The following is a 24,281-nucleotide window of genomic DNA, read 5'->3' as shown; positions in this document are numbered from 1 at the left end:
CCTGACTGCGTTTGAGACCGCGTCTCAGGCAGGCTCACCGGAAGGCATCTACTTAGAAGGCATCTACTTAGAACGCGCGCTGCACCCGCCAGCGTTGGTAGCTGGGCTCCTGAAGGTAGGCCTTACTCGTGATGTAGTTCAGCACGTTGCGCAGCCGATAGAAGCCAACCACCGAGTCGACGCGCAGAATCTCGCGGCCCTGCTCATCAAAAAAGATCACGGCTGGTGCGTAGAAAAGTCCCAACTCCGAGGCCCAACGGCTCGCGGTGGTGCGCGCCCCAGAGGGCGTGATCACGGGCGTCTGCGACCACATATCAAGCTGGATGCTATCAAAGTTGGCAAAACCCTCAGCAATGGCCTGCTCTTGTAACGACTGACCATGAAGAACGTCGCAGGGATGACAATCACCCTGCTCAAAGAACACCGCCAGTGGGCGCTCCGCCGGCAGCCGACTACGGTCGAGGTTGTAGGGCGGAGGCTGGAAGAAGGGCGCATCGTTGAGGTCTGCCGCATCGAAGACCATCCGGTTGTCGCCGCGCGCCAGATAGTCTCGCAGCGATTCGCGCTGGTAATGCTCGTCGGCTACGTATTCGAGCGCAGCTCGGAACTGATACGGGGGATAGTAACCGCGCAGTCGCAAGACCTCATCGCCACGCTCGTCGTAGAAGATCAGCGTTGGCGTAAAGTCGGCCTGCTCCCGCAGCGAAAAGCCGCGTTCGGTCATGCTCCGACCGCGCAGATCCGTCACCTCAGCCACGCCCCAGATATCAATGGGCGTGATATCGAAGTGACGACGCGTGTACTCAACGATGTCTGCCTCAGTGCCGAAATTCACGTCCATGAGCTGGTGGCAGTAGGGGCAGCGCATCTGGCCAAAGTACAGGATCAGCCGCTTACCGGCCTCACGCGCCGCCTCGAGATCAGCGCGCAGGTCCAAGAACGGATCATTGAACCACTCCGGATAGCTCAGCAGCTCATCACGCGGGAGATCGCTGAAATTGACGGGGTCGGCATCATCGCCCGCAGCACTCACGGGCAGCGCCACACTGAGCAACAGCGCCATCAGGAGATGGACGATGGTTGGCAGACAGATCAACCGGTAGTAGAGACGGGAACGAGGCATCGACTCGATCGGCTCCAAAGACGTGCGCTGCATGGCAAGAAGACTTGGCATAAGTCGCTAAAGTACAAGGTTCAGAGAACAATAAAGGCTCAAAGACAGCAAAGGCTCAGAAACAGCTCAGGAAACAGCAAGGCCTAAAAACAGCAAAGGCTCAGGAACAAGCAGCACAACTCCACTCATTGAGGCCAGCTCGGAAGCCAGCTCGGAAGCCAGCTCAAGCCGGGCTTGGCCGGCCTGTAGATACTCCGGCTATTCTTGCACCCGTCCTTCACTTAAACCTTACGCGATTCATTGTCCGCGGTGACACCGCGCCATGCACGTCAGGTCTGCTTATCGGGCTCGGGCGCACTCGCGCTGGCCGAGCGACGTCGCGGACCGCGACGTCGACGCCTCTTTGGCGCCTCCGCTACCGAGCCGGCTGATGCTGTCGCCGGCTTTGCTGCGGGCACCACGGCAGCCGAGCGATCAGGCGCTGCGCCTGAGGCGACCGCCTGCTCGACCGCAGGGGCCGGCTTGGTCCCTGTCCCAGGCTCGCGTCGAGGTCCAGAACGTCCGCGGGCATCACGCGGGCCTCCCGGCCGCGCTGAGCGATCGCGCGCCGCATCACGCCGACACTGGCGTCCCTCGTCACGCGGACGCCGCTCAACCCGTACGCGGCTCTTAGGGTCGATTTTAGCAAGCAATTCCGGCTCGACGGTGCTGATTGGAATACGCGCGCCGATAAAAGCCTCGATATCCGGCCAGCACATCGCGTAGCTCTCGCAGACAAAGCTGATCGCATCGCCGGCCGCGCCCGCGCGCGCAGTGCGGCCTATCCGATGCACATAGTCCTCGGCGTCATCCGGCAAATCATAGTTGATCACATGGGTAACACCTGGGATATGTAGACCACGGGCAGCGACATCGGTTGCAACCATAATCGCAAGCTCGCCCTCCTGAAACCGCTTGAGCAGACTGAGCCGCTTCTTCTGCGGCACATCACCGGAGAGCATGGCCGCCTTGAGTCCGTTGCCTTCCAAATAGCCCCAGACGCGCTCACCTTCGCGTTTGGTATTGACGAAGACCATAGTGCGCGCGCCCTCAAACCGACGCAGCAGGCCGATCAGCAGCGGCACCTTCTCCGCATTGGCCACCATGTAGCCGCGTTGGGTCACGCGCTCTGCAGTCACCCGCTCCGGGGTAATCTCGATCATCTTCGGATCGTTCATGTGCTCATAGGCAAGCTCCATGACCCGATAGGAGAGTGTCGCCGAGAACAGCAGGCCGAGCCGCTCGCTGGGCGGCGGCAGGCGTCGCAGCACGAATCGGATATCCTTGATGAAACCGAGATCGAACATCCGGTCGGCCTCATCGAGCACCACGACCTCGACCTGACGTAGATCGAAAACCCGCTGTTTCAAATAGTCGATCAAGCGTCCCGGCGTGCCGATCAAGAGATCGACACCGGCCGCGATCTCATCGCGTTGTGCCTGATAGCCAGTGCCCCCATAGACCAGCCCGAGTCGGAAGTGGGTATGCGCGGCCAGCAGTTTCGCATCCTTGTGGATCTGGACCGCGAGTTCACGCGTCGGCGCGAGAATCAACACCCTGGGCTGTCGCGGCCTGTTCGACACCGGCTCAGCACGAGACTCGCTAGCCACCTCGGCTGAGGGCTCGGCGCCAGCGTCGGCGGCCGGTTCGATCTGCGGCGAGGCCTCGGCCGGTGACGCCGCTGACATACTAGCCATGTCCTGCCGGAGCAGACGCTGCAGCGCAACGACCAGAAAGGCTGCGGTCTTGCCGGTCCCGGTCTGCGCCTGGCCGGCAACGTCCTGGCCAGCCAACGCAACCGGTAGCGTCTCCGCCTGAATCGGTGTGCAATAGTGGAAGCCAGCGGCCTCGAGGCCAGCAAGAATGTTCGGGTGAAGATCGAACTGATCGAAACGGGTATCGGTGAGGTGAGTCTGGGGCATAGAAAGGGCGAACAGGTGAGGACGAGGCCCGCGTCGTCATGACGGTCGTGATAACGGGTCGTGATAACGGGTCGTGATAACGAGGTGCGCAGGGCTTGCAAAACTTGATATCTTTAGCTCAAATAGCATCCTAACGCTGGCGGCGGCATTTACGCCAGCCACCAGCCCGCCCCATCCCGTCTCACCGCACGGCCAAAGAACCATTGGCGCAGCAGGTGAGCGCTCGGACAGCGCAGCCTCAGCCCGCACATCAAACGACAACAGCCAGCGGGACCGTCTGTTGCGAGCCAATCCGGCTGTTGAGCACTCAACTTGTAGCGCCTTGCCGAAGAACGGCCCCATGAAGCCGATTCGCCATCGGCGCAATCACCAAGATCGTCATAGACAACATCGCACCAGCATAACCCATTGGCGAACAACCAAAGGCCATTGCAAGCGCTGACTATAACCCCCCAACCTGGAGAGATACCGAAGTGAGCGACCGAATCGTCCATGTGACTGACGATACCTTTGAACAAGACGTGTTGCAGTCCGACCAGCCCGTACTCGTTGACTACTGGGCCAACTGGTGCGCCCCCTGCAAGATGATCGCCCCCGTCCTCGAGGAGATCGCAGAGGAGTACGAAGGGCGCATCAAGGTCGCCAAGCTCGACATCGACGAGAACCGAGCGGTCACCGAGCGCTTCAACGTGCGCGGCATTCCAACGCTGATCCTGTTCAAAAACGGTGAGGCCGAGGCGATCAAGGTCGGCGCGGTCTCGAAGTCCCAACTCACCGTCTTCATCGACAGCAACCTTTGAACCAGCCACGCACCCGCCCGCGGCGCCGGCCCGGGAATAACCCCAGGAATCGATCCGGCAACATCGAGACGGAGCCAGGCAACCAGGCCGACTCCGAAGATCCCACCACTGACGAGCTCAGCTCGTCTCCGCCGAGTCCTCCGCGATCCTCGCGCGGGGAGCGCAGCCGAGCCCCGTCGAATCAACCATCCATGAATCTCACCGAGCTAAAATTGATGCCCGTCCCTGCGCTGGTGGATCTCGCGCAGTCCATGGAGCTCGAAGGCGTCGGGCGGTCCCGCAAACAGGATCTCATCTTCGCCATCCTCAAGGCTAAGGCAAAACGCGGCGAGGATATCTACGGCGACGGCGTGCTCGAGATCCTCTCCGACGGCTTCGGCTTTCTGCGCTCCGCAACCGCCTCGTTTCTCGCTGGACCCGACGACATCTACGTCTCCCCCAGCCAGATCCGACGCTTCTCGCTGCGCACCGGCGACAACATCACCGGCAAGATCCGCCCGCCCAAAGACGGCGAGCGCTACTTCGCGCTGCTCAAGGTCGGCGATATCAACTTTGACCGGCCCGAGAACGCCAAGACCAAGATCCTATTCGAGAACTTCACGCCGCTGTTCGCCCAGCAACGGCTTGGGCTCGAGGTCGGCAACGGCAGCACTGAGGATCTCACCGCACGCACCGTCGACCTGATCGCGCCGATCGGCAAGGGCCAGCGCGGGCTGATCGTCTCCCCGCCCAAGGCCGGTAAGACGATGATCCTGCAGAACATCGCCCAGTCGATCGCGCACAATCATCCCGAGGTCTTTCTGATCGTGCTGCTCATCGACGAGCGCCCGGAAGAGGTGACCGAGATGGCCCGTTCGGTGCGCGGCGAAGTGATCTCGTCGACCTTCGATGAGCCCGCGACGCGCCACGTCCAGGTCGCTGAGATGGTGATCGAGCGCGCCAAGCGCCTGGTCGAGCACAAGCGCGATGTCGTCATCCTGCTCGATAGCATCACCCGGCTGGCACGCGCCTACAACACGGTGGTGCCATCCTCGGGCAAGGTGCTCACCGGTGGCGTCGACGCCAACGCACTGCAGCGGCCGAAGCGCTTCTTCGGCGCCGCGCGTAACGTCGAAGAAGGCGGCTCGCTGACCATCCTTGCGACCGCGCTGGTCGAGACCGGTTCACGCATGGACGATGTGATCTACGAGGAATTCAAGGGCACTGGCAACATGGAGCTGCATCTAGATCGACGCATCGCCGAGAAGCGCATCTTCCCAGCCATCAACATCAATCGCTCTGGCACCCGCCGAGAGGAACTGCTGATGCCGGCCGCCGAGCTGCAGAAAATGTGGATTCTGCGCAAGATCCTGCATCCAATGGACGAACTCGCCGCGGTTGAGTTTCTGCTCGATAAGCTCAAGACCACGAAGACCAACAACGAGTTCTTCGACTCGATGCGGGGCTGATGTGGGGCTGAGGTATCGCGCCCATCGCCACTCGGACGATGCAGCCTCTGTTTCGCGGTAACCCGCGGTCGTAATGTCTGCGCGGCTGCAACGGATCAGCGTTACTCTGGTCTCGGCGGTGCTCCTGATCGGCGCGATGCTGTCGACCGCTCAGCTGATCCGCGAGCTGCGCACGCTGCAGCTGACACAAGTGCAGCGTGCCGAACTCCAGGACGTGAAATACGGTCTGCTCAACGCCGATGTCTGGGTCCGACAGATCTCCGCGATCCTGGCCGAGCAGATCGAGCAATTCGAGCTGACCGAGCAGAATCGGCCACAGATCAAGCGCAATCTCGAGGTCGTGCTCGACCGGATGCTGTCCGAGGTCGAACAGGTGCTACGCCGTCGCAATGCCGCGGGCGACAGCTGGGTCGACCGCCTCCAAGGCAGTCTGCGTCAAGGCGTGCAGGACTGGCTGGTCGACTTCGACCAGCTTCGCGCCCGCGTCCCGCGCTATGCCGATGCGGTGCTCAAGGAGCTGGACCGCCCGGAGAACCGTCGCGAGATCCAGCGCCAGCTACTGCAGGCCATCAAGCAGGCCTCAGCGGCGACCTTCACCGAGGTCGACCGTTCGCTTCAGCACCAGATCGAGCAAGCCCATGGCTGCGCGACCACGGCTGACTGCATTGAACGCCTCGGCCAGGCTGCGAGCACGCATCAAGCGCAGGCACAGGTGAATGCCCTCTGGACACTGGGCTGCCTGAGCCTGCTATTCCTCCTCGCCTGGCTCGCTCCGGGTTTGCATTCGAGCCCCGATCCACGCCTGCCGCAGACGCAGAGCGAGCGCAAGGACAGGGCAGGCCCGGGCGGACAGACACCTACGGCCATGACGTTGAGCACCGCCCGACACCGCGAACTCGCCCCTGAGAGTATGCTGATGCTCTCCGCAGCCACGCTGCTGTTGCTCGCCGCCGGCGTCATGACGCCGATGATCGAGGTCGAGGCGCGCATCGATGAGCTCAGCCTCAGCTTGCTCGGCCAGCCTGTGGTCTTCACCGACCAGGTCCTCTACTTCCAGAGCAAGAGCATCCTTGACCTGGTTCAGGTGCTCACCGCAACCGGCACCGCCGATCTGATCCTGGTCGCGGCGCTGGTAGTCTTGTTCAGTCTGATCTTCCCAACCGCCAAGATCCTGGCCAGCCTCATCTATTACACCAATCTGAAGGGCTGGCGCAGCCGCGCGCTGGTGCGTTTTTTCGCGCTGCGCTCCGGCAAATGGTCGATGGCCGATGTGCTAGTGGTCGCGATTTTGATGGCTTATATTGGCTTCGACGGGCTGATCAGCAGCCAGCTCGCCGCGCTGAGCGGACTCGGCCGACAGGTCGACCTGCTCAGCACCAACGGCACCAGCCTGCAGCTCGGCTTCTTCCTCTTCCTCGCCTTCGTGATCGCCAGCCTGTTCCTCTCGGCGCTGCTTGAGGCGCGAGCCCCGCAATCGAGACCCCCACAATGAAGGCAATGATCCTGGCCGCCGGGCGTGGCAACCGCATGCGGCCTCTGACCGATCAGACCCCGAAGCCCTTGCTTGAGGCAGGCGGCACAGCGCTGATCGTCCATCAGATGCAGCGCCTGCGCGAAGCCGGTTTCACTGAGTTAGTGATCAATCATGCCCACCTAGGCGAACGGATCGAACAGGCGTTAGGCGACGGCAGCGCCCATGGCGTGCGGATTCAGTACTCGGCGGAAGGCGAAGGACGCGCACTCGAAACTGGTGGCGGCATCTATCGCGCGCTGCCATTGCTCGGCGATGACCCCTTTCTGGTTACCAACGGCGATATCTGGTGCGACTTCGATTACCGCCAGCTACATCTCGCTGATCAAGATCTCGCGCTGATCGTATTGGTCGATAATCCGCCGCATCATCCAGCAGGCGATTTCACGCTGCGCGGAGATCGGGTTCTTGAACAGAGACAGGCAGAGGAACAGGATCAAGAGCACGAATTCGATCGGGATCGGGATCGGGATCGGGAACGAGATCACGAGCAGCAAGAACAAGGACAAGGGCAAAAACAGGGTTTAGATCATTCTCAGCGGAACCTAGACCAGCGCCTCACCTTCTCCGGCATCGGGCTCTATCGGCCGCAACTGTTCGCCAACTGCACGCCTGGCGCCTTCCCGCTGGCCCCCGTATTACGCGCAGCCATTGCCAGCGGTCGCTGCGGCGGACTGCATCATCGCGGACAATGGCTGGATATCGGCACGCCCGAGCGTTTACAAGCACTCGACAGGATGTTAAGGAAACACTGAGCCAGGCAAAACGTCGCCTCGCGCCCGACTGGAGGCACTGCATCGCGATGGGCCAGGACATCCAGCATCACGCATTCACCCAGGCTGACTTCCGCGAGTTCGAAGCGCGCCTGCAGGCCGAGACCGCACTGCTCGAACGCTGGTTTGCCGAGAATGTCTTCGCCGACGGCCCGCGCGAGACCGGCTTCGAGCTCGAGGCCTGGCTCATCGATCGCCGCCATCAGGCCCCGGCGCCCATCATCGACGCCTTCTTCGAACAGCTGCAAGATCCGCTCATCGTCCCCGAACTCGCGCGCTTCAACCTCGAGCTGAACAGCACGCCCGAGCCCCTCTGTGGTCAGGCGTTCAGCCGACTCTACGCCGAACTCGAGCGCACCCTGGCCCATTGCCAGGCCGCCGCCGCCACGCTCAACGCCCAGGTCGGCACCATCGGCATCCTGCCCACAGTCCGCCCGGATCACCTGGTCCCAGCGCAGATGACGCCGCGGCCGCGCTATCGCGCGCTCAACGAGCAGATCCTGCGCCTGCGCGACGGCGAGCCGATCCGACTCGAGATCGAGGGCGAGCGGCCGGTATTGATCGAGCAGCCGGATGTGATGCTCGAATCCGCGGCAACCTCATTCCAGATCCACTTCAAGATCGCTGCCGTCGAGTCGGCCCGCGTGTTCAATGCGTCTAAGCTGCTGGCCGCGATCACGGTCGCGATCGGCGCCAACTCGCCCTATCTATTCGGCCGCGAGCTCTGGTGCGAGACGCGCATCCCGCTGTTCGAGCAGGCCGTCTCGGTGGGCGACAGTCCTTTGCGCGAGCGGGTCGGCTTCGGCATCCGCTATGCAGAGGACTCGGTGATGGAGTGCTTCCGCTCCAATCTCACACGCTATCCCGTGCTCTTGCCGAACCTGATGGACGAGCCCGTGGAACGGCTCGCGCATCTCAGGCTGCACAATGGCACCATTTGGCGCTGGAATCGGCCGCTGATCGGTTTCGATGCCGGCCCAAGCGGTGCCCAATGCCCACACCTGCGCATGGAGCACCGCGTGGTCGCAGCCGGTCCCTCGGCGATCGACAACATCGCCAATGCCGCCTTCTACTGCGGCGCTGTGCAGGCACTCGCCAGCGAGCCGAGACCACCAGAACGATCGCTGCCGTTTAATCAGGCGCGGATCAACTTCTATCTCGCCGCTCAGAAGGGGCTGAATGCCGAGATCCCCTGGTACGACCATCCAGCGCGGATGCCGATCCACCAGCTGATTCGCCAACACATCCTGCCCAAGGCACGCCGTGGCCTGAACGCGCTTGGCATCGATCGAGACGAGATCGACACCTGGCTCGGCGTGATCGAAGCCCGCGCAGCCACGCGCCGCACCGGCGCCGCTTGGCAGCGCGCCTGGGTCGCCAGACACGGGCCAGACATGGCCGCGCTCACCGAGGCCTATCTCGCACATCAGGCCACCGGCAAGCCAGTGCATGAATGGACGTTGGACTAACAGAGGCGGCTTTAAACCGCAAATGAGGCGATTGCCGATAAAGCACGTATCGAAGAAGCTGCATAGGATTTTGGTCTGCCTCAAGGAGCGTCATCGGGAGCATGGCCGGCCATCTGACCGAAGAGGTAACACCGAAGGCGAGCGAAAAGACATGGACCCTACTCGAGGGCTGAATCGGTGGTCTCGCCCTTGGCACGCGCGGCATCGAGATGCCGCGGCAGCGCACTCAAGATCGCCTGCACCAAGGTCGCGAGTGGGATGGCGAAGAACACCCCCCAAAACCCCCAAATACCCCCGAAGACCAGGATGGCAACGATGATCGCCACCGGATGCAAATCCACCACCTCTGAGAACAATAAGGGCACCAGCACATTGCCATCCAGGGCCTGGATGATGATGTAAGAAACTGTCAGCCAGATGAAGGCCGGCCCCCAACCCCACTGAAACCAGGCGATCAACACCACCGGGATGGTCACGATGGAGGCACCGATGTAAGGAATGATCACCGACAGCCCGACCAACACCGAGAGCAATAGGGCGTAATTCAGACCAAACAACGAAAAGGTCACGAAGCTCACCAGCCAAACGATCAGGATCTCCCAGACCTTGCCGCGAACATAGTTAGAGATCTGCCGATCGACCTTTTTCCAAACGTCGCCAGCAATGGCCCGGTGACGCGGCAGCCAGCGCCGAAACCAGGCGAAGATCAACTCCTTGTCCTTGAGGAAGAAGAACACCAACAAGGGCATCAGGATCAGATAGACGAGCAGCGTGATCACGCCGACCACCGACGACAGCGACAATGACAACAACTGCTGCCCAAGCCCGGCGATATCGCGGCGGATACTATTGATTAACTCGGCAATCTGAGCACTGGTGATCAGATCCGGATAACGCTCCGGCAACTGCATCAACACCTGCTGGCCATAGGCGAGCATGTTGGGCAGTTGCTGAACGAGGTCGCGGATCTGGCGGGAGACCGATGGCAACACGCCAAGCAGCATCGACGCCACAAACAACATGAATAAAGCGAACACGACCGACACCGCTGCCCAACGCGGCCAGCGTTGGCGTTCCAAGAGACCGACGAGGCCTTCCAGCAGATAGGCGATCACGATACTGGCAAGCACTGGCGTCAACATCCTGCCCAAAAACAACAGGATCGCAAACAGCACGAACAGCGCTGAGACGAGAAAGAGGATCTGGGGGTCGGATAAGTAACGACTCAGCCAGCGGTTCAGCGCTCGCATGGGCATCGGTGGTGAAGTTAAGGAGGTCGGTCAGGATAACGCATCGGCAGCGTGACGATCACGCCGGTGCAGGGGCTAGGCATCCTCGTCGGTGACCGGCGCCCCCGGGTTGCTGGGAAGCCGGGCCTGATAGCGTCTCACGAACAAGACCTCAAGATCGTCGATGACCTCGGCAGCATCACGCCCTTGGAGAAGGTGAGTCGCCATCAGCGCGGAAGTCTCTTGCAACATCTCAGCGGCATCAAGCATCGGATAGACCCGGCGCAGCCGTTTGATCGCCGCCACCACGCTCTCTTGCGGCGGACGCGGCTCGTGTTGCGGCTCAGGCGGCGCCGGGGTGCGCTCAAGGGCTCCCGCAACCGAGTCCGCACCGGCCACCCCCCCGGCCATCAGGAATTCAGCGAAGGCGATCAGTGTGGCTCGATCTTGGACATCGAGGGCACGCAGGATCTTCAGCAGTCGCCGCTCATGTGGCGATGCGCGCTCCATTGAGATCATTTCAGCCTCTCGCCCATGCCATCAGTGCATCGTGCTGTGTCATCAGTCGGTCATGCTGTGCCATTATTGCGCCGTGTTGCCTTTACAGTAGGCGCGGGCAAATTCGAGCAGCTCCTCCATCACGCGAATCCTGAACTTGTGTTTCTGATGGACAAACGAAAGCGGACGGAACAGTGGTGGCTCGAGACGCAAGGCGACCAGCGTGCCAAGCTTGAGTTCCTTCTGAACTGTCAACTTGGAAACAATCGAGACCCCCATCCCGGCCTCAACCGCACCTTTCACAGCCTCTGGGCTGCCCAGTTCCATGGCCACCTTGAGCGCTCCCGTGCCACCGACCATTTCGTCGAGATAATCGTTGATGACCTCGCGCGTCCCTGAGCCTTCCTCGCGGCAGATGAAGGGATACTCGAGCACACGACGACAGGCGACGCAGGCTCCGGTCGCGAGGTCGTGCCCTGTGGGGACGATGGCAACCAGCTCGTCTTGTTTGCACGTCTCGACCACCAGGTGACGATTCGCGACGGGCGACTCGACCACCCCGAGATCGATGGCATTACGCTCGACCAGCGACACGATGCCTTCGCTGTTCGAGACCTTGAGATGGATGCCAATCTCCGGATAGCGTTTTTTGAAGTCGCCGAGCAGTGTCGGCAGCATGTACTCAGCGATGGTGGTGCTCGCACCAATGGTGATCGAGCCACTGATGTCGCCTGTGAGTTCGCGCACACCCTGCTCCATCTCGGCATAAAGCCCAAAGATGCGATCCGCGTACTCAAACACCCGGGCGCCAGCAGCCGTGAGGCTGATCCGATTGCGACCTCGGTCGAACAGCCGAGTATTGAACTGCTCCTCAAGCTGTCTGACTTGGAAGGTCACTGCCGGCTGCGTCATATGCAACGCATCGGCCGCCTTGGTGAAGCTCATCAGACGCGCCACCGTATGAAACACCTGCAGTCTGCGGTCTGCCATGGTCTCCTCGAAGCCGTCTTCAGCGTCTGCCCTTATAGCACAGGCGTCTCGCGCTAGCCCGTCGTGCGCAGGTCTTTTGCGCCAGCGACAGCGGATATACAACAAACCTGGCTTTTTGCAACAGCCCGGTGTATATTCACAACATCAACAATAAAGGCTAGCAAAACACCATACTAGCCATGCAGCGGCCTGAGGAGTCACGCTAAATGTATGTATCTCACAACAGCCATTTGTCGGCGCTTGCCATCTCCGGTGCAATCCTCGGCGGATGCCTTTCTTCGAGCGCAATAGCGTCCGGATTTGCCGTCCCCGAACTCTCAACCGCAGGCATCGCGACGGCAAACGCGCTCGTTGCCAACCCAGTCGACCGTGGTGCCGTCCCTTACAACCCCGCCGCTATCGCCTTTCACGACCAGTCCTGGCTAGCGGCCGGAAGCCTGCTGATCGGGCCGACGTTCTCAGTCGATAACGCGAGCGGCAGCCACGACAGCGTGGGCGCCGATTGGCTTGTCGCGCCGATGATCCAGGCCGCGATTCGAATCAATGAGCGCTGGTCAGCCGGGCTCAGCGTCAATGCACCCTTTGGCCTCGAGACTCGCTGGAAAACCGAAACCTTCCCGCCGCTGACAGGCAGCATCCAACTACCGCCACCGCCATTGGGACCGGGCGGTAGCGTACCGGCGAGCCCGCAGCCGACGCAGAGCAAACTTGAGATCATCGACTTCACGCCAACCATCACCTATGCCATCTCGGATGAGTTGGCCGTCGCACTTGGCGCCGACATCTATTGGGCAAAATCGGCCACACTGAATTCATCCATCACCCAGCTCGAGGGTGATGGCACCGGCCTTGGTTTCAATCTCAGCGCACTCTACGCAAAAGGCCCCTTCAGCGCCGGAATCAACTTCCACTCGAGCAGCACCATTAAAATCGACGGCAGCTACAGCGCCCTCAACCCGACGCTGGTGTTGATTGGCGCACTGCAGCCCAGCCAAACCGCAGAACTCGACCTCGACCTACCTTGGCGCTTACAGCTCGGCGCCCGCTACGAGCTGACACCAGCACTCGCAGTCGAATTCGACTGGACGCGGACTGGTTGGAGCAGCTTCGACGAGATCCAGGTCAAGGGCGATCTCAACGGCGCCACCCTCTTCGCGGATGTGAACGACTGGGATGACGCCAATGCCTATCGGCTTGGCATGACCTATCAACTGCAAGAGCAGACGCAGCTGCGCTTCGGCTACTCCTTCGACGAGACGCCCCAAGGCGATACCCATTTCAGCGCCCGCGTGCCAGATAACGATCGACACCTGTTCGGCATCGGCGTTGGCCACAGCCTGGGCGATGGCTGGCAGCTCGAAGCCGGCTACATGTACGTGATGTTCCTAGACCGCAACTATCGCAGCGCCAAGCCTTACCTTGGTGGCAGCGACACTAACGGCACTGACGCCATCAATGGCGACTACGAGGCCAATGCACACCTGATCGGACTCGAGATTAGTAAGTCGTTCAACGCCTTCTAATCAACACGGGCTAACAGCACGGCAAACCAGTCCCCCTAAGCGCGCAGACCTCGCCGCGCATTTTCAAGGCCGCTCATCCATGAGCGGCCCTTTTTTTGGCCTACCGGCAGGGGGATACGCGAGAGAAGGCGTTGTGATAGACGCCGGTGACATCAGGATCGCCTGGCGGATCGACCGGGGAGCAGTCGAGACCACCCCCCTTGCGAGATAACTAGCGCCTCGCTCGAGCGCCGCTGCCGTCAGATATACAGGCAGATGTCGCTCTCGCCCGCGAACTCGAAGAAGGCCGCGGCGCCAGCGTACTCAACGCCGTCGATGAACTGCGAGGAATCCATATCGAACAGATCGACGGTCATCTGACAGGCGATCAATTTCACCTCCGCCTCCTGACAGAGTTCGCGCAACTCTTCGACGCTGGCGACGCCCTTGTCCTTCATCTTCTGCTTCATCATCTTGGTCATCATGCCCTGCATACCTGGCAGCGTCATACCAAGGATCGGAAACCACTTGTCCATACCCATCGGCATAGGCATACCAGGGTTGCCGAGCGGCGTGACTTGCAGCTCGAGCTTCTTCTTCAGCAGCTGAAGACCGTAGAATGTAAAGAAGATCTGCGTCTCATAGCCAAGGGCAGACGCGGTCGATGCCAGAATGAACGGCGGATAGGCCCAATCGAGCGAGCCCTTGGTGGCGATGATGGCCAGTTTCTTTTCGTCCATCGTTTCCTCCCAGTGGAGCCCGTTCGCCGAGCCCCTGTTGTGTTGTAAGGGGTAAGGCGGAGGTCAGCTCTTCTTGATCATGAAGTGGAACTTGCCGCCGTCTTCCTTCGACTCCATCAACTCATTGCCGGTCTGCTTCGAGAAGGCATCAAAGTCTTTGACTGAGCCGGGATCGGTCGCGATCACGTGCAGAACCTCGCCAGCCTCCATGCCGTTGAGCGTTTTCTTCGCGCGCAGGATCGGCAGCGGGCAGTTGAGACCACTTGCGTCGAGTTCTTGATTGAAGTCTGCCATCGGATATACCTCACACTCTATGTGTTAGAAAATTAGACGAGCCGTCTCAGCTCAAGACCCACGCTTACGCTTTAGTATTTCAGCACAAACGAAGCTTCTGATTTTTAGCCGAAACCGGACAAAAAGGCAACATGGGCGGCGCCCAGTTGATCCCCCAACAAGGCCCGTGGTGGGCCTTCAGCCAGCGTTGATCTGGCCAATCTCGTAGCCATGGCGGACCCAAGCGATGATGCCGCCGCGCAGATTGAAGGCGTTATCAAAGCCCTGCTGGGCAAGGAATTGACAGCTGTGATACGAGCGCGCGCCACTGCGACAGTAGATCACCAGATCGCGATCTCGCGGCAGCTCTGCGGCACGCACGGGGATCACCGCCATCGGGATGTGGATCGCGTTTGGCAAGGCACCTTGCGCCACCTCTGCCGGCGTGCGCACATCGACCAGTACGACGTCATCACCGTTGCTCAAACGCGACTTCAGGGTTTCGGAATCGATCTCTGTGACCAAGGTTAGACTACCCAATGACCAAGTATTTCAGTATATTAACATGCTCAATCAAGCAGCGTCGCCGCTCATGTGCTGGCAATCTTGCCCAAGTGCCTCGGGCTAGGCGTATGATCTTGGGTCTGCTCGGCGACTGATTCCAGTCTTCGGCCCAACAGACCCGGCCCGCTAGGCCTGCTTTGATTATGCAAACCGGCCGGCTAGAGAACTACAGATTCGCCTTCAGAGGCAGCGTCAGCGATGGAACATCTCCCCATCTTCCTCGATATCAAAAGTAAGCCCTGCCTCATCGTAGGTGGCGGGCCGATCGCCTTGCGCAAACTCGAAAACCTCAGGCGCGCAGGCGCTCAGCTTATCGTGGTTGCGCCAACCCTCAGCGAAGAATTTCGCGCGCGCATCGACCAGACCGAGATCCGTTTTCATGCCCGGACCTTCGCCGACAGCGACATCGAAGGCATGCGCCTGGTGATCGCCGCGACCGACGACCGCGACGTGAACCGACGCATCGCCGAGCTTGCAAACGCCCGCAACATCCCGGTCAACGTCGCCGATCAGCCCGAAGACTGTACCTTCATCATGCCGTCGGTCATCGACCGTTCACCGGTCGTGGTCGCGGTCTCGACTGGCAGCGCATCACCAGTACTCGCCCGTATGATCCGCGCACGGCTCGAGTCTTTGGTGCCCGCCGGCTACGGCCGCTTGGCCGAGCTCTGCGCCGATTATCGGGACAAGGTCAAGGCGCGTTTCGAGCAGCAGCGCGATCGCCGGCGCTTCTGGGACCGCGTGCTGCAGGGCGGTGTCGCCGAGCGCATCTTCTCCGGCCACTTAGAAGAGGCCAAGGTCGCGATGGAGCGGGAGCTCGAATCCGGCACCCGACCCAGCACGGGTGAGGTCTATCTGGTCGGCGCGGGCCCAGGAGATCCAGACCTGCTCACGTTTCGCGCGCTGCGCTTGATGCAGCAAGCCGATGTGGTGGTCTACGATCGCCTAGTCGCCAAGCCGATCATCGACATGGTGCGCCGCGACGCCGAGCACATCTACGTCGGCAAGCAGCGCAACCAGCACACGATGCGCCAAGAGGAGATCAACCGGCTGCTCGCGCGACTCGCCAAAGAGGGCCACCGGGTGCTGCGGCTCAAGGGCGGCGACCCCTTCATCTTTGGCCGTGGCGGCGAGGAGATCGACACCTTGGCAGCCGAGGGCGTGCCCTTCCAGGTCGTACCCGGCATCACCGCCGCCAATGGCTGTGCCTGCTATGGCGGCATCCCCTTGACCCATCGCGATTACGCACAGTCAGTCACCTTTGTTACCGGTCACCTCAAGGACCACAGCATCGACCTCAACTGGCCACAGCTCGCACAGCCAAATCAGACCGTCGTCTTCTACATGGGCCTCGTCGGCCTGCCGCAGATCATCGACAAACTGATCGAGCATGGTGTCGCGCCCGAGATGCCCGTCGCGTTGGTTCAGCAAGGCACCACGCACATGCAGAAGGTCTATGTCGGCACCCTGACCACGATCCTGGCCGAGGTCGAACATGACCCACCACAGCCACCGACCCTGGTCATCGTCGGTGAGGTCGTGCGCCTGCGCGATAAACTCGCCTGGTTTAGCACCGAGCCTGATCCCGAACAGGGTGCGACAACCCCGATACTGCCCGGCGACTGAGCGCACTGGCGAACGATGGGTGCCGCCAGCGCAGCGCAGCATGCCTGCAACCCTGAGCCCAGCCAGTCGACCACCGCAGCAGCCCTTGGACGCCGCCGGAACGCGCCACGGGTAGCACCGGCACTCTGCGTCTTACTGCTGCTCCTGAGCCAGGATCTGGCTGCGGCAACCTCGCTGACAACGATCGCCTTCGCGGTCAACATCGAGAGCCCACCGCTGGCGTTCAAGCAAGGCGGTGTCGTCAAGGGACTCGAGATCGACCTCGCCCGCGCCTTGGCCGCAGCGCTCGAACTCGAGCTCAGTCTCCACGCCTTGCCGGAGCCCAGGTTGATGGACGCCCTACGCGGTGGCCGCGTCGACGTCGCGCTCTCTGCGCTGCCGCGCGACGAACTCGCCGCGCTTGGGCTCGCAACCAGTCAGTCAGTGCTCGACAGCGGTCAGATGGCGATCATTCGCACCGACGACCTCACCCGTTTCCCCCGCCTGATCGACCTCAAGCTCACCAGCGAGCGGGTTGGCTATCAGCGCGGGAGCCTCGGCGCCAGGCTCGTACAAGCACAACTGCCACGCGCGGAACGGGTTCCATTCGCACATGCCAATGAGGGTCTTGCCGCACTGCGTGATGGCGAGATCACCGTCTTTATCCATGAGGCGACAACCGCCTGGTCACTTGCTGCCGACCCTGAAGAAACCGCTCTCACGGCGGTCTTTCAACCGCTCTCCACTGAAAAATGGAGATTCATCACGCGCACCGAAGATGCCCAGTTGCGTCGAGGTCTCAATCGGGTCATCGACGCCTGGCAACGCTCAGGCGAACTCGAGCGCATCATTCGGCGTTGGATACCGATCCAGATTCGGGTCAAGGATCGGTTCAGTCAGTATCAGGAGCCTGACTCACCGTGGTCAGGCCGAGCTGTTCCCAGGCCTGCATGCCACCGCGATACCATTTGAGCTTGTGCGCCGGAAAGCCAAAACCGAGCAGCGCCTTGATGTTGGTCGGCGATTGGCCGCACCAGGCGCCATTGCAGAAGAACACCAAGGTCTTGACGTGATCGAAATCCCAAAGCCCGTCAACAGCAACAGCGCCGAATTCAAGCTGCAAGAGATCGGCAATCTGCGCTGGCTTCGCATGCGCTGGGTCGAGCTTCGTGTAGGGAATATTCATGGCACCCGGGATCGTCCCGCGCGCAAACCAGTCCGGCGTTCGCGAGTCGATCACCAACACATCACTGAGTTCGCCCGCAGCCCGCTGCAGATAGTCGATGAGTTCGAGTTCACCGATGGTCTCAACGCCAGGCGCCAACTGCATCGGCTGCACACAATAAGGCGGGCAAGGTCGAGCTGTCTTCTCAAACGGCGGCCGGATGGTATGACCAGGGTCTTGATGACGCATCAGGAGCACCTTCTCGTCATCCTGAAGAAGCTCGATATAGGGCAGATCTGGCGCAATCATGACCTCTAGTGCATCGAGATCGAAGAGCCCCTCACTGGGCTCCGCGGCCTGCGCGGACCAGGCGCCGAGCAAGACGAGCATCATGAGCAATACAACTGACAATGGCATAAAGACACCTCTCTGCAGGTTGCAAAACAGGTCGAAACGACAGACGCAAACGCTTGCTCACAGCCGAACCGCTCTTAGCGGGGTCCGGTCAGCTCAAGTGGCACACTGCGCATGCGCCTCGCACCGTGACGCTCGATTCGTTACTGTCATTAAGCCGATCACCAAGCGATCAAGCGGATGAGCATGCGTGCATCAACCACCAACAGCAAGGCGCCAAACGGCAAGCACAAGCGTCGCTGGAGCCAACGCCTGCGCCGATGGGGGCTCGAAGGCGCGATCGTCCTCCTCGTGCTCGCTGCAGTGCACTGGTATAAAGCAAGACCGCTCGCCGAAGGAATCGCTCCGACGCTCAGTGGCCATACTATCGATACCCTGGAGCAGATCAACCTGAGTCCGCCGCTGGAAGGGCCAACCCTGATCCACTTCTGGGCCAGCTGGTGCCCAATCTGCAAGCTTGAGGAGGGCAGCATCGAGGCACTCGCGAAGCGTTACCAGGTGACGACGATCGCAATGCAATCCGGCACTGAAGAAGAGATCAGCCGCTACCTCGACGAGCGAGCGCTGGATCTGCGCGTGATCGCTGACCCCAGCGGCGAGATCGCCCGGCAGTGGGGCGTTCAAGCGGTCCCCGCCAGCTTCATCATCAACCGTGATGGCCGAATTCGCTTTCGACGCGTCGGCTACACCACCGGCCTCGGACTACGCGCCAGACTCTGGCTCGCCGAGATCGGCATCTAGATAACATCTAGATAGCATCTAGACAGACGCCAACCTGCGCTGGCTAGGCTAGACAGGTCGATGTTCGCCCTCGGATTGGTATAATCTTGGTATATCAGCAAACATCGATATATGGAGAATCCCACCATGCCAACCTACGATTATCGTTGTGACACCAATGACCGCGTCGTTGAGGTGAGCCATCGAATGAGCGAGACCATCAGTACTTGGGGCGAACTCTGCGAGCGGGCCGCAATCCCCTGCGGCGATACACCCGCATCGACCCCGGTCAGCCGCATGGCCACCGGTGGCAACCTGATCTCGAGCAGCACACTCGGGAGTGGTAGCGCACCCGCGCCGGCCTGTGGTGCCGGCGGCTGCTGCCCGAGCGGCGTCTGCGGCTTCGATTGACAGAAATCGCCTCAATCCCAGCGGACGGATTCACCGCCGAGATGGATCGCCACATCCAAGGAGCGGCCATCTCGGATGATCGAGAGTGTCACTCGATCACCCACCTGGTAACCCTCGAGGATATCGATCAGATCCGCCATCTCGGTGACCGGCTGCCCATCCAGCCGGTGGATGATATCTCCAGGCACGATCTCGCCTGTTGGGCTGACCCGAGTCTCGACCAGCCCGACGCTATCGGCTGGCGAGCCCGGCCCGACACCCAGCACCAAAACGCCCTCGAGCCCAAGCTGCCTCAGTATCGGACGGCTCACGGCATCATCGGCCGTGATGCCGATGCGCGGACGGATATAACGCCCGCGAGCGATCAACTGTGGCACGACCCGGTTGATGGTATCCACAGGCACGGCAAAACCGATGCCGCTAAAGGTACCTGAGGTGCTGAAGATCGCCGAATTGATGCCGATCAGGCGCCCAGCGCTATCGATCAAAGGACCGCCCGAGTTTCCTGGATTGATCGCCGCATCGGTCTGGATCAGGCCGCGGATCTCGCCAGATCGTTCGTTGTAGATGGCGCGGTCGAGGGCCGAAACCACGCCGCTGGTCAAGCTGTAATCCAAGCCGAACGGGTTGCCAATCGCGAATACCTTCTGCCCTACCCGCAGATCGGCACTGCGGCCGATCGGTATCGGTTCGGGTGCCTGCCATGCGCCACTGATCCTGAGCACGGCCAGATCATGCGCCGGGCTCTTGCCGATCAACTCAGCGCGAAAGTGGCGCTGATCGGCCAGGCGCACCCAGGCCGCGCTCGCCTCGGCAATGACATGCCAGTTGGTCACGATATGCCGCTGACCATCCCAGACGAAGCCTGAACCGGTCCCACGGCGCACGACATTCGGGTCGCGCGCCCAGGGGTTGACCAGCTCCTCGGTGGTGGTGATGAAGACCACCGATGGGCTGACTGCGTCGAAGATCGCGATCGTCGACTGCTCATCGGCTGCCAGATCGCCACGCGCTGTGACAGGCCTAGGCACCGCTGCGCGCTCGATCAACCAACCATCGATCCAAGGCCGGAACGCGAGCAACGCCAGAAAGGCGATCACCACCCAAAACAGGGCGCGGGACAACTGGAATCCGTGCATGACGACGCTCGAAGGGACTCTCACGGCAGGCAAGACGCTCAGGATAACCAAGTCTCGCGGGCACAGGTCGTGGATTCGCTGCATCCATTGTCCAATCGCAACGCCCACTCGGCCGGCCTCCCCATATACTTTTAGACACACGCGGTCACTGGCAGCAGTCGACTGCGCTATCACGGGCATGGTCCTCGGCATCGGCCCCGATGCCGGAGAAACCTAACGCCATCGTCCCTATCTTACTTGTAGCCACGCGTGTAGCCACGCTTGTAGCGACGCTTGTAGCCACGCAAAGACAGCCGCGCCCCAGCAATCGACCAGGGTGCAGCCGCCAGCGTTATTATCCGAAACCATCCAGCCTTTGGAGCTTCTTATGAACCTCGTCAAAAACGTCGGCCAGACCGATCGCAACATTCGATACGCCGCCGGCGGCATCCTCATCCTGATCAGCATCCTCGGCGGCCCCTGGTGGCTCGGCCTAGTCGGACTCATCCTGCTCGGCACCGCCTACTTCGGCACCTGCGGGGCCTACATGCCGCTCGGCATCGACACCACCAAAAACGACAAGGAATAAGGCTCTCGACGGTGCGACGGCCTGAGCCCAATGAGACGCTTGCGCTCATTTCCTGGCCGCTGACCGTGAAGCCATTGCCCCCATCTTCCTGGATGGGGGCACGGGTCATCAGCGACCTACTGACTACACCAACCATCAAGACACCGCCCCCTGATGACCTGATAACCTGATGACAGACGACCTTCTCATCGCCGCAGACGGGCTCGGTAAGCAGTTCCCAGGCGTTCGCGCTGTCGACGACATCAGCTTTGGGGTTCGACCTGGCCAGTGCTTCGGCCTCTTAGGTCCAAACGGCGCTGGCAAGACGACCACGCTCGAGATGCTTGAAGGCATCCAGACACCGACAAGCGGCCGCGTCCTGTTCCGAGGCCGCCCACTCGATCGCGACTTCCGCGAACAGATCGGCATCCAGTTCCAGGCGACCTCGCTGCAAGATTTCCAAACCGTCCGCGAGTCTCTGGCGATGTTCGCGGCCCTCTACCGACGCCACGTCGATCTCGACGAGCTCATCCAGCTCTGCCATCTGCAAGAGATTCTCACCCGCGACACACGCAAACTCTCAGGTGGCCAACGCCAGCGCCTGCTGCTCGCCATCGCCTTGGTGAATGAGCCAACCCTGGTGTTTCTCGATGAGCCGACCACTGGACTCGATCCCCAGGCCCGGCGCAATTTCTGGGCGCTGATCGATCGCGTCCGCGAGCGCGGCAAAACCATCCTCATCACCACCCACTACATGGAAGAGGCGGAGCGCCTGTGTGACGAGATCGCCATTGTCGATCACGGCCGCATCCTCATTCAAGGACGCCCGAGCACACTGATTCGCGAGCATTTTCCGACGGCGATCCTGAGACTACCGAGCAGTGCCTGGCCCAATGATGCACCGCTGCCGGAAAACGCTGAGCGCCGAGACACCAGCATTGAGTTCTATGTCGACGAGGTGCCAACCGCGCTCGAACAGTTGGAGCAGCACGGGGCCTCGCTGATCGATCTGCGCGTCGACCGCCCGAGCCTCGAGGATCTCTTCCTCAAACTCACCGGCCACAGCCTTAGAGCCTGAGCGCTCTCGATGAAAGCTGCAATGAAACCCGCGACGAAACTAGCGGCCACCGTTCGGCTGCACCGAACGAGCAAGCACACCACCAATCTACCGAGCTGGAAACGCATCCAGGCAATCTTCATCGCTCGCAACCGCGAGTTCTACCGCGACAGCGCGGGCCTGATCTGGAACATCCTGATGCCGGTCATGATGATCGTCGCCTTCGCGTTCATCTTCGGCTCAGGCAGCCAAACCCTGCTCAAGGTTGGCCTGCTCGACGACGGCGCGACGCCAATCTCATCGACCGCCGGTCGCGGGATCGACGACTTCCTCTCAATCGAGACCATCCAATTCGTTCCAATCACCGAGCAGGCCCCTGGCGTTGCCAAGGTCGCCCGACATCAGCTCGACCTACTTCTCGATACGCGGGCATCCTCAAGCGCGCTGGTGCGCTACTGGGTCAACCCTGAGTCGGCGAACGGCTCGATCGCCGAGCGCCTCCTGCTTGGCGCCATTGCCAGCGCACCAGCGGCGACTGGTGCTTCCCCCAGCGCCCTACCGGCAAGGATAAAGGCAACAGAAACGCCGCTGCGCGAGACCGCAAGCGGCGAGGCACTCAGTTACGCCGATTGGGCCGTACCCGGCGTGCTTGCGATGAACCTGATGTTCTCCAGCCTGTGGGGGGTTGGCTGGGTCGTGGTGCGTTACCGCAAAAACGGCGTCCTACGACGTCTGAAGGCGACTCCGCTAACCCCGCTCGAATTCCTGATCGCGCAGATCCTATCGCGGCTGATCGTGGTACTGGCCTCGAGCCTCGTTGTCTACACAGGCGCGATGCTGCTGCTCGATTTCCCGATGCGTGGCTCGTATCTCGCCCTCATCCTGATCTATGTAGCCGGCGCGCTCAATATGATCAGCCTAGGACTGATCATCGCCGCCAGACTTCGCACAGAAGAACTCGCCGACGGACTGCTCAATCTCATATCCTGGCCAATGCTCTTGCTCGCAGGCGTATGGTTCTCGATGGAAGGCACGAGCGCCGCCGCCCAAACCCTCTCATACCTCATGCCCCTGACCTATCTTGTCGAAAGCGCGCGGGCTGTGATGATTGATGGCGCCAACCTGATGGCGATCGCGCCGCAGTTAGCCCTGTTACTGGCGATGGCTGCGATTCTAATCACCATTGCAGCACGGCTTTTCCGTTGGGAGTAGCACTGGATCAGCCAAACGCAGGCTAAGACACTGTCCATCAACTTCTTCACGATTTGAGGGCCATGGTTGAGCGATGATCGGGAAGTCGAAAATGGACAGCGACCAAGTTCAGCGCCAGTGCAAGAAGGCGCGGTTCGTCCGAAGCACTTACCCTGAAGCAATCAGGTCATCTTCAGGCGTGGCGCGCAATGAACCGCAATGAACGTTTCCGCAGCCTCCTCCGAGCCGGACTCAGTTCGATGAAGAGCCGCTTGGCCCCGCCGGGCGCTGATAATAGCCAGGCGCCGCGGGTGCTGGCCAACGTCCGTAAGCCCCATAAGGCATCGCGGCCGGTGGCGCCGCTTGCCAAGGGACGGGCGGCATGCGCTGCTGCATCGCCTCCCAGCGCTGGCGCGCGGCCGCCTCAGCCTGACGCCTCTGCTCAGCATAGTAAGCCTCAGCCTGCGCACGACGCCTCGCTGCCCAGTCGTCAGCGCTCGCGGGCGCCTTTGCTCCCTCAGTACTCGACGCAGCGACGACACCTGCTTGCGCATCATTAGAGGCTGGAGCCGTCGCCGCTGGCGCCTTCGCCGGCACTGACTGCGCAGGCTGCTGAGCGACCGGCGACGGCGCGGCCTGCTGAGCGACCGGAGCTGGTGCAGCGGGCGCTGCAGCCGGCGTCGCGGTCGATTCAGGCTTCTTCGTCATCACTGCCTGGGCAAAGGCCTCCGCCTCCTGCTTGCTCACATCAGGCACAGCCGCGACTGGAGTGCTGGCAGCAGCGGGCGGCGACTCTGGCTCAGAGGTGGCGGCCGCTTGCTGCGCCTGAGCTGGAGGCGCAGACGGAGCGCTACTGGCTATCTCGCTGACCGCGCCGCTTGCAGCTGCTGGCACAGCAGCGGCCGGTGCCTCACGGTGACCCCCGCCCATAGAGAACGGCATCAATGGCTCACCGGTCTTGCGCTCAAGAGAGCCGAGATAGAGAAACCCGAACAGGAGCACGAGACTCCACAGGACCATTTTTGGCAAGAAGCCCATCCGAGGCTTTGCCTGCTCCTGGGCTTCCACTGGGTTCTTTTCTGCATTTTCCACCGGGTTTTGCTCCTGGTCGTCAGCCATCGTCTTTCTCCGCGAATTGTT

At 61.3% G+C, this 24,281-nt stretch carries 24 protein-coding genes; 13 read left to right on the top strand and 11 right to left on the bottom strand.

The window, feature by feature from the left end; all coding sequences use genetic code 11:
- Nucleotides 1-67 precede the first annotated feature (67 nt).
- On the bottom strand, nucleotides 68-1,123 hold the full coding sequence (locus tag CCR96_RS08220) for a thioredoxin family protein (RefSeq protein WP_201219646.1): 1,056 nt from the start codon (nucleotides 1,121-1,123) through the stop codon (nucleotides 68-70).
- 320 nt (nucleotides 1,124-1,443) lie between these two features.
- Complete coding sequence (locus CCR96_RS08215) at nucleotides 1,444-3,075, bottom strand: DEAD/DEAH box helicase (RefSeq protein ID WP_201219645.1); 1,632 nt, start codon at nucleotides 3,073-3,075, stop codon at nucleotides 1,444-1,446.
- Nucleotides 3,076-3,548: 473 nt separating this feature from the next.
- Between CCR96_RS08215 and trxA the strand changes: the two genes are divergently transcribed.
- The 5 genes from trxA (at nucleotide 3,549) to CCR96_RS08190 (ending at nucleotide 9,096) form a co-directional block, all read left to right on the top strand.
- On the top strand, nucleotides 3,549-3,875 hold the full coding sequence (gene trxA / locus CCR96_RS08210; RefSeq protein ID WP_200344569.1) for a thioredoxin TrxA: 327 nt from the start codon (nucleotides 3,549-3,551) through the stop codon (nucleotides 3,873-3,875).
- 191 nt (nucleotides 3,876-4,066) lie between these two features.
- Nucleotides 4,067-5,323 carry a transcription termination factor Rho gene (gene rho, locus CCR96_RS08205; RefSeq protein WP_201219644.1) on the top strand — a complete coding sequence of 419 codons (1,257 nt, stop codon included), beginning with the start codon at nucleotides 4,067-4,069 and terminating at the stop codon, nucleotides 5,321-5,323.
- A 73-nt stretch (nucleotides 5,324-5,396) separates the two neighbouring features.
- On the top strand, nucleotides 5,397-6,815 hold the full coding sequence (locus tag CCR96_RS08200) for a paraquat-inducible protein A (RefSeq protein WP_201219643.1): 1,419 nt from the start codon (nucleotides 5,397-5,399) through the stop codon (nucleotides 6,813-6,815).
- Nucleotides 6,812-7,609: a nucleotidyltransferase family protein gene (locus tag CCR96_RS08195; protein WP_201219642.1), complete on the top strand. Its 798-nt coding sequence runs from the start codon at nucleotides 6,812-6,814 to the stop codon at nucleotides 7,607-7,609. Before CCR96_RS08200 ends, CCR96_RS08195 begins: the two co-directional genes overlap by 4 nt.
- A gap of 47 nt (nucleotides 7,610-7,656) precedes the next feature.
- On the top strand, nucleotides 7,657-9,096 hold the full coding sequence (locus tag CCR96_RS08190; RefSeq protein ID WP_201219641.1) for a glutamate-cysteine ligase family protein: 1,440 nt from the start codon (nucleotides 7,657-7,659) through the stop codon (nucleotides 9,094-9,096).
- A 158-nt stretch (nucleotides 9,097-9,254) separates the two neighbouring features.
- Here the strand turns inward: CCR96_RS08190 and CCR96_RS08185 are convergent, their stop codons facing one another.
- The 3 genes from CCR96_RS08185 to CCR96_RS08175 form a co-directional block, all read right to left on the bottom strand.
- On the bottom strand, nucleotides 9,255-10,346 hold the full coding sequence (locus tag CCR96_RS08185; RefSeq protein WP_201219663.1) for an AI-2E family transporter: 1,092 nt from the start codon (nucleotides 10,344-10,346) through the stop codon (nucleotides 9,255-9,257).
- Between the two features lie 75 nt (nucleotides 10,347-10,421).
- A complete protein-coding gene (locus CCR96_RS08180; protein WP_338035843.1) occupies nucleotides 10,422-10,835 on the bottom strand; it encodes a hypothetical protein in 414 nt (137 codons plus the stop codon).
- A gap of 72 nt (nucleotides 10,836-10,907) precedes the next feature.
- A complete protein-coding gene (locus CCR96_RS08175; protein WP_201219639.1) occupies nucleotides 10,908-11,813 on the bottom strand; it encodes a LysR family transcriptional regulator in 906 nt (301 codons plus the stop codon).
- Nucleotides 11,814-12,019: 206 nt separating this feature from the next.
- Here CCR96_RS08175 and CCR96_RS08170 point away from each other — a divergent pair, with 206 nt between their 5' ends.
- On the top strand, nucleotides 12,020-13,336 hold the full coding sequence (locus CCR96_RS08170; RefSeq protein WP_201219638.1) for an OmpP1/FadL family transporter: 1,317 nt from the start codon (nucleotides 12,020-12,022) through the stop codon (nucleotides 13,334-13,336).
- A gap of 239 nt (nucleotides 13,337-13,575) precedes the next feature.
- Here the strand turns inward: CCR96_RS08170 and dsrE2 are convergent, their stop codons facing one another.
- The 3 genes from dsrE2 to CCR96_RS08155 all read right to left on the bottom strand — a co-directional run bounded on the left by dsrE2 (nucleotide 13,576) and on the right by CCR96_RS08155 (nucleotide 14,853).
- A complete protein-coding gene (dsrE2, locus tag CCR96_RS08165) occupies nucleotides 13,576-14,055 on the bottom strand; it encodes a sulfur carrier protein DsrE2 (protein ID WP_200236251.1) in 480 nt (159 codons plus the stop codon).
- Nucleotides 14,056-14,118: 63 nt separating this feature from the next.
- Nucleotides 14,119-14,349, bottom strand: a complete 231-nt coding sequence (locus CCR96_RS08160) for a sulfurtransferase TusA family protein (RefSeq protein WP_201219637.1) — start codon at nucleotides 14,347-14,349, stop codon at nucleotides 14,119-14,121.
- 177 nt (nucleotides 14,350-14,526) lie between these two features.
- Nucleotides 14,527-14,853 (bottom strand): rhodanese-like domain-containing protein, encoded by a 327-nt coding sequence (locus CCR96_RS08155; RefSeq protein ID WP_201219636.1) that lies wholly within the window; start codon nucleotides 14,851-14,853, stop codon nucleotides 14,527-14,529.
- Between the two features lie 237 nt (nucleotides 14,854-15,090).
- Between CCR96_RS08155 and cysG the strand changes: the two genes are divergently transcribed.
- Complete coding sequence (cysG, locus tag CCR96_RS08150) at nucleotides 15,091-16,518, top strand: siroheme synthase CysG (protein ID WP_201219635.1); 1,428 nt, start codon at nucleotides 15,091-15,093, stop codon at nucleotides 16,516-16,518.
- Nucleotides 16,519-16,533: 15 nt separating this feature from the next.
- A complete protein-coding gene (locus tag CCR96_RS08145) occupies nucleotides 16,534-17,469 on the top strand; it encodes a substrate-binding periplasmic protein (protein ID WP_201219634.1) in 936 nt (311 codons plus the stop codon).
- On the opposite strand, the gene CCR96_RS08140 is transcribed toward CCR96_RS08145, so the two are convergent.
- Complete coding sequence (locus tag CCR96_RS08140) at nucleotides 17,390-18,079, bottom strand: rhodanese-like domain-containing protein (RefSeq protein ID WP_201219633.1); 690 nt, start codon at nucleotides 18,077-18,079, stop codon at nucleotides 17,390-17,392. The two genes, CCR96_RS08145 and CCR96_RS08140, sit on opposite strands and share 80 nt — an antisense overlap.
- 183 nt (nucleotides 18,080-18,262) lie before the next feature.
- On the opposite strand from CCR96_RS08140, the gene CCR96_RS08135 reads away from it, so the two are divergent.
- Both CCR96_RS08135 and CCR96_RS08130 read left to right on the top strand, forming a co-directional pair.
- Nucleotides 18,263-18,817, top strand: a complete 555-nt coding sequence (locus CCR96_RS08135; protein WP_201219632.1) for a protein disulfide oxidoreductase — start codon at nucleotides 18,263-18,265, stop codon at nucleotides 18,815-18,817.
- Between the two features lie 126 nt (nucleotides 18,818-18,943).
- A complete protein-coding gene (locus CCR96_RS08130; RefSeq protein ID WP_201219631.1) occupies nucleotides 18,944-19,207 on the top strand; it encodes an FmdB family zinc ribbon protein in 264 nt (87 codons plus the stop codon).
- An 11-nt stretch (nucleotides 19,208-19,218) separates the two neighbouring features.
- On the opposite strand, the gene CCR96_RS08125 is transcribed toward CCR96_RS08130, so the two are convergent.
- On the bottom strand, nucleotides 19,219-20,346 hold the full coding sequence (locus CCR96_RS08125) for a S1C family serine protease (RefSeq protein ID WP_201219630.1): 1,128 nt from the start codon (nucleotides 20,344-20,346) through the stop codon (nucleotides 19,219-19,221).
- A 367-nt stretch (nucleotides 20,347-20,713) separates the two neighbouring features.
- Between CCR96_RS08125 and CCR96_RS08120 the strand changes: the two genes are divergently transcribed.
- The 3 genes from CCR96_RS08120 to CCR96_RS08110 all read left to right on the top strand — a co-directional run bounded on the left by CCR96_RS08120 (nucleotide 20,714) and on the right by CCR96_RS08110 (nucleotide 23,162).
- Nucleotides 20,714-20,914: a YgaP family membrane protein gene (locus CCR96_RS08120; protein ID WP_201219629.1), complete on the top strand. Its 201-nt coding sequence runs from the start codon at nucleotides 20,714-20,716 to the stop codon at nucleotides 20,912-20,914.
- 169 nt (nucleotides 20,915-21,083) lie between these two features.
- On the top strand, nucleotides 21,084-21,971 hold the full coding sequence (locus CCR96_RS08115) for an ABC transporter ATP-binding protein (protein ID WP_201219628.1): 888 nt from the start codon (nucleotides 21,084-21,086) through the stop codon (nucleotides 21,969-21,971).
- A gap of 21 nt (nucleotides 21,972-21,992) precedes the next feature.
- Nucleotides 21,993-23,162, top strand: a complete 1,170-nt coding sequence (locus CCR96_RS08110; RefSeq protein ID WP_201219627.1) for an ABC transporter permease — start codon at nucleotides 21,993-21,995, stop codon at nucleotides 23,160-23,162.
- Nucleotides 23,163-23,393: 231 nt separating this feature from the next.
- Here the strand turns inward: CCR96_RS08110 and CCR96_RS08105 are convergent, their stop codons facing one another.
- Complete coding sequence (locus CCR96_RS08105; RefSeq protein WP_201219626.1) at nucleotides 23,394-24,260, bottom strand: hypothetical protein; 867 nt, start codon at nucleotides 24,258-24,260, stop codon at nucleotides 23,394-23,396.
- Nucleotides 24,261-24,281 lie beyond the last annotated feature (21 nt).

It is taken from the genome of Halochromatium roseum (assembly GCF_016653315.1).
GTDB lineage: Bacteria > Pseudomonadota > Gammaproteobacteria > Chromatiales > Chromatiaceae > Lamprobacter > Lamprobacter roseus.
The sequence above is the reverse complement of the archived record's forward strand: the minus strand, read 5'-3'. Positions and strand labels throughout refer to the sequence as shown.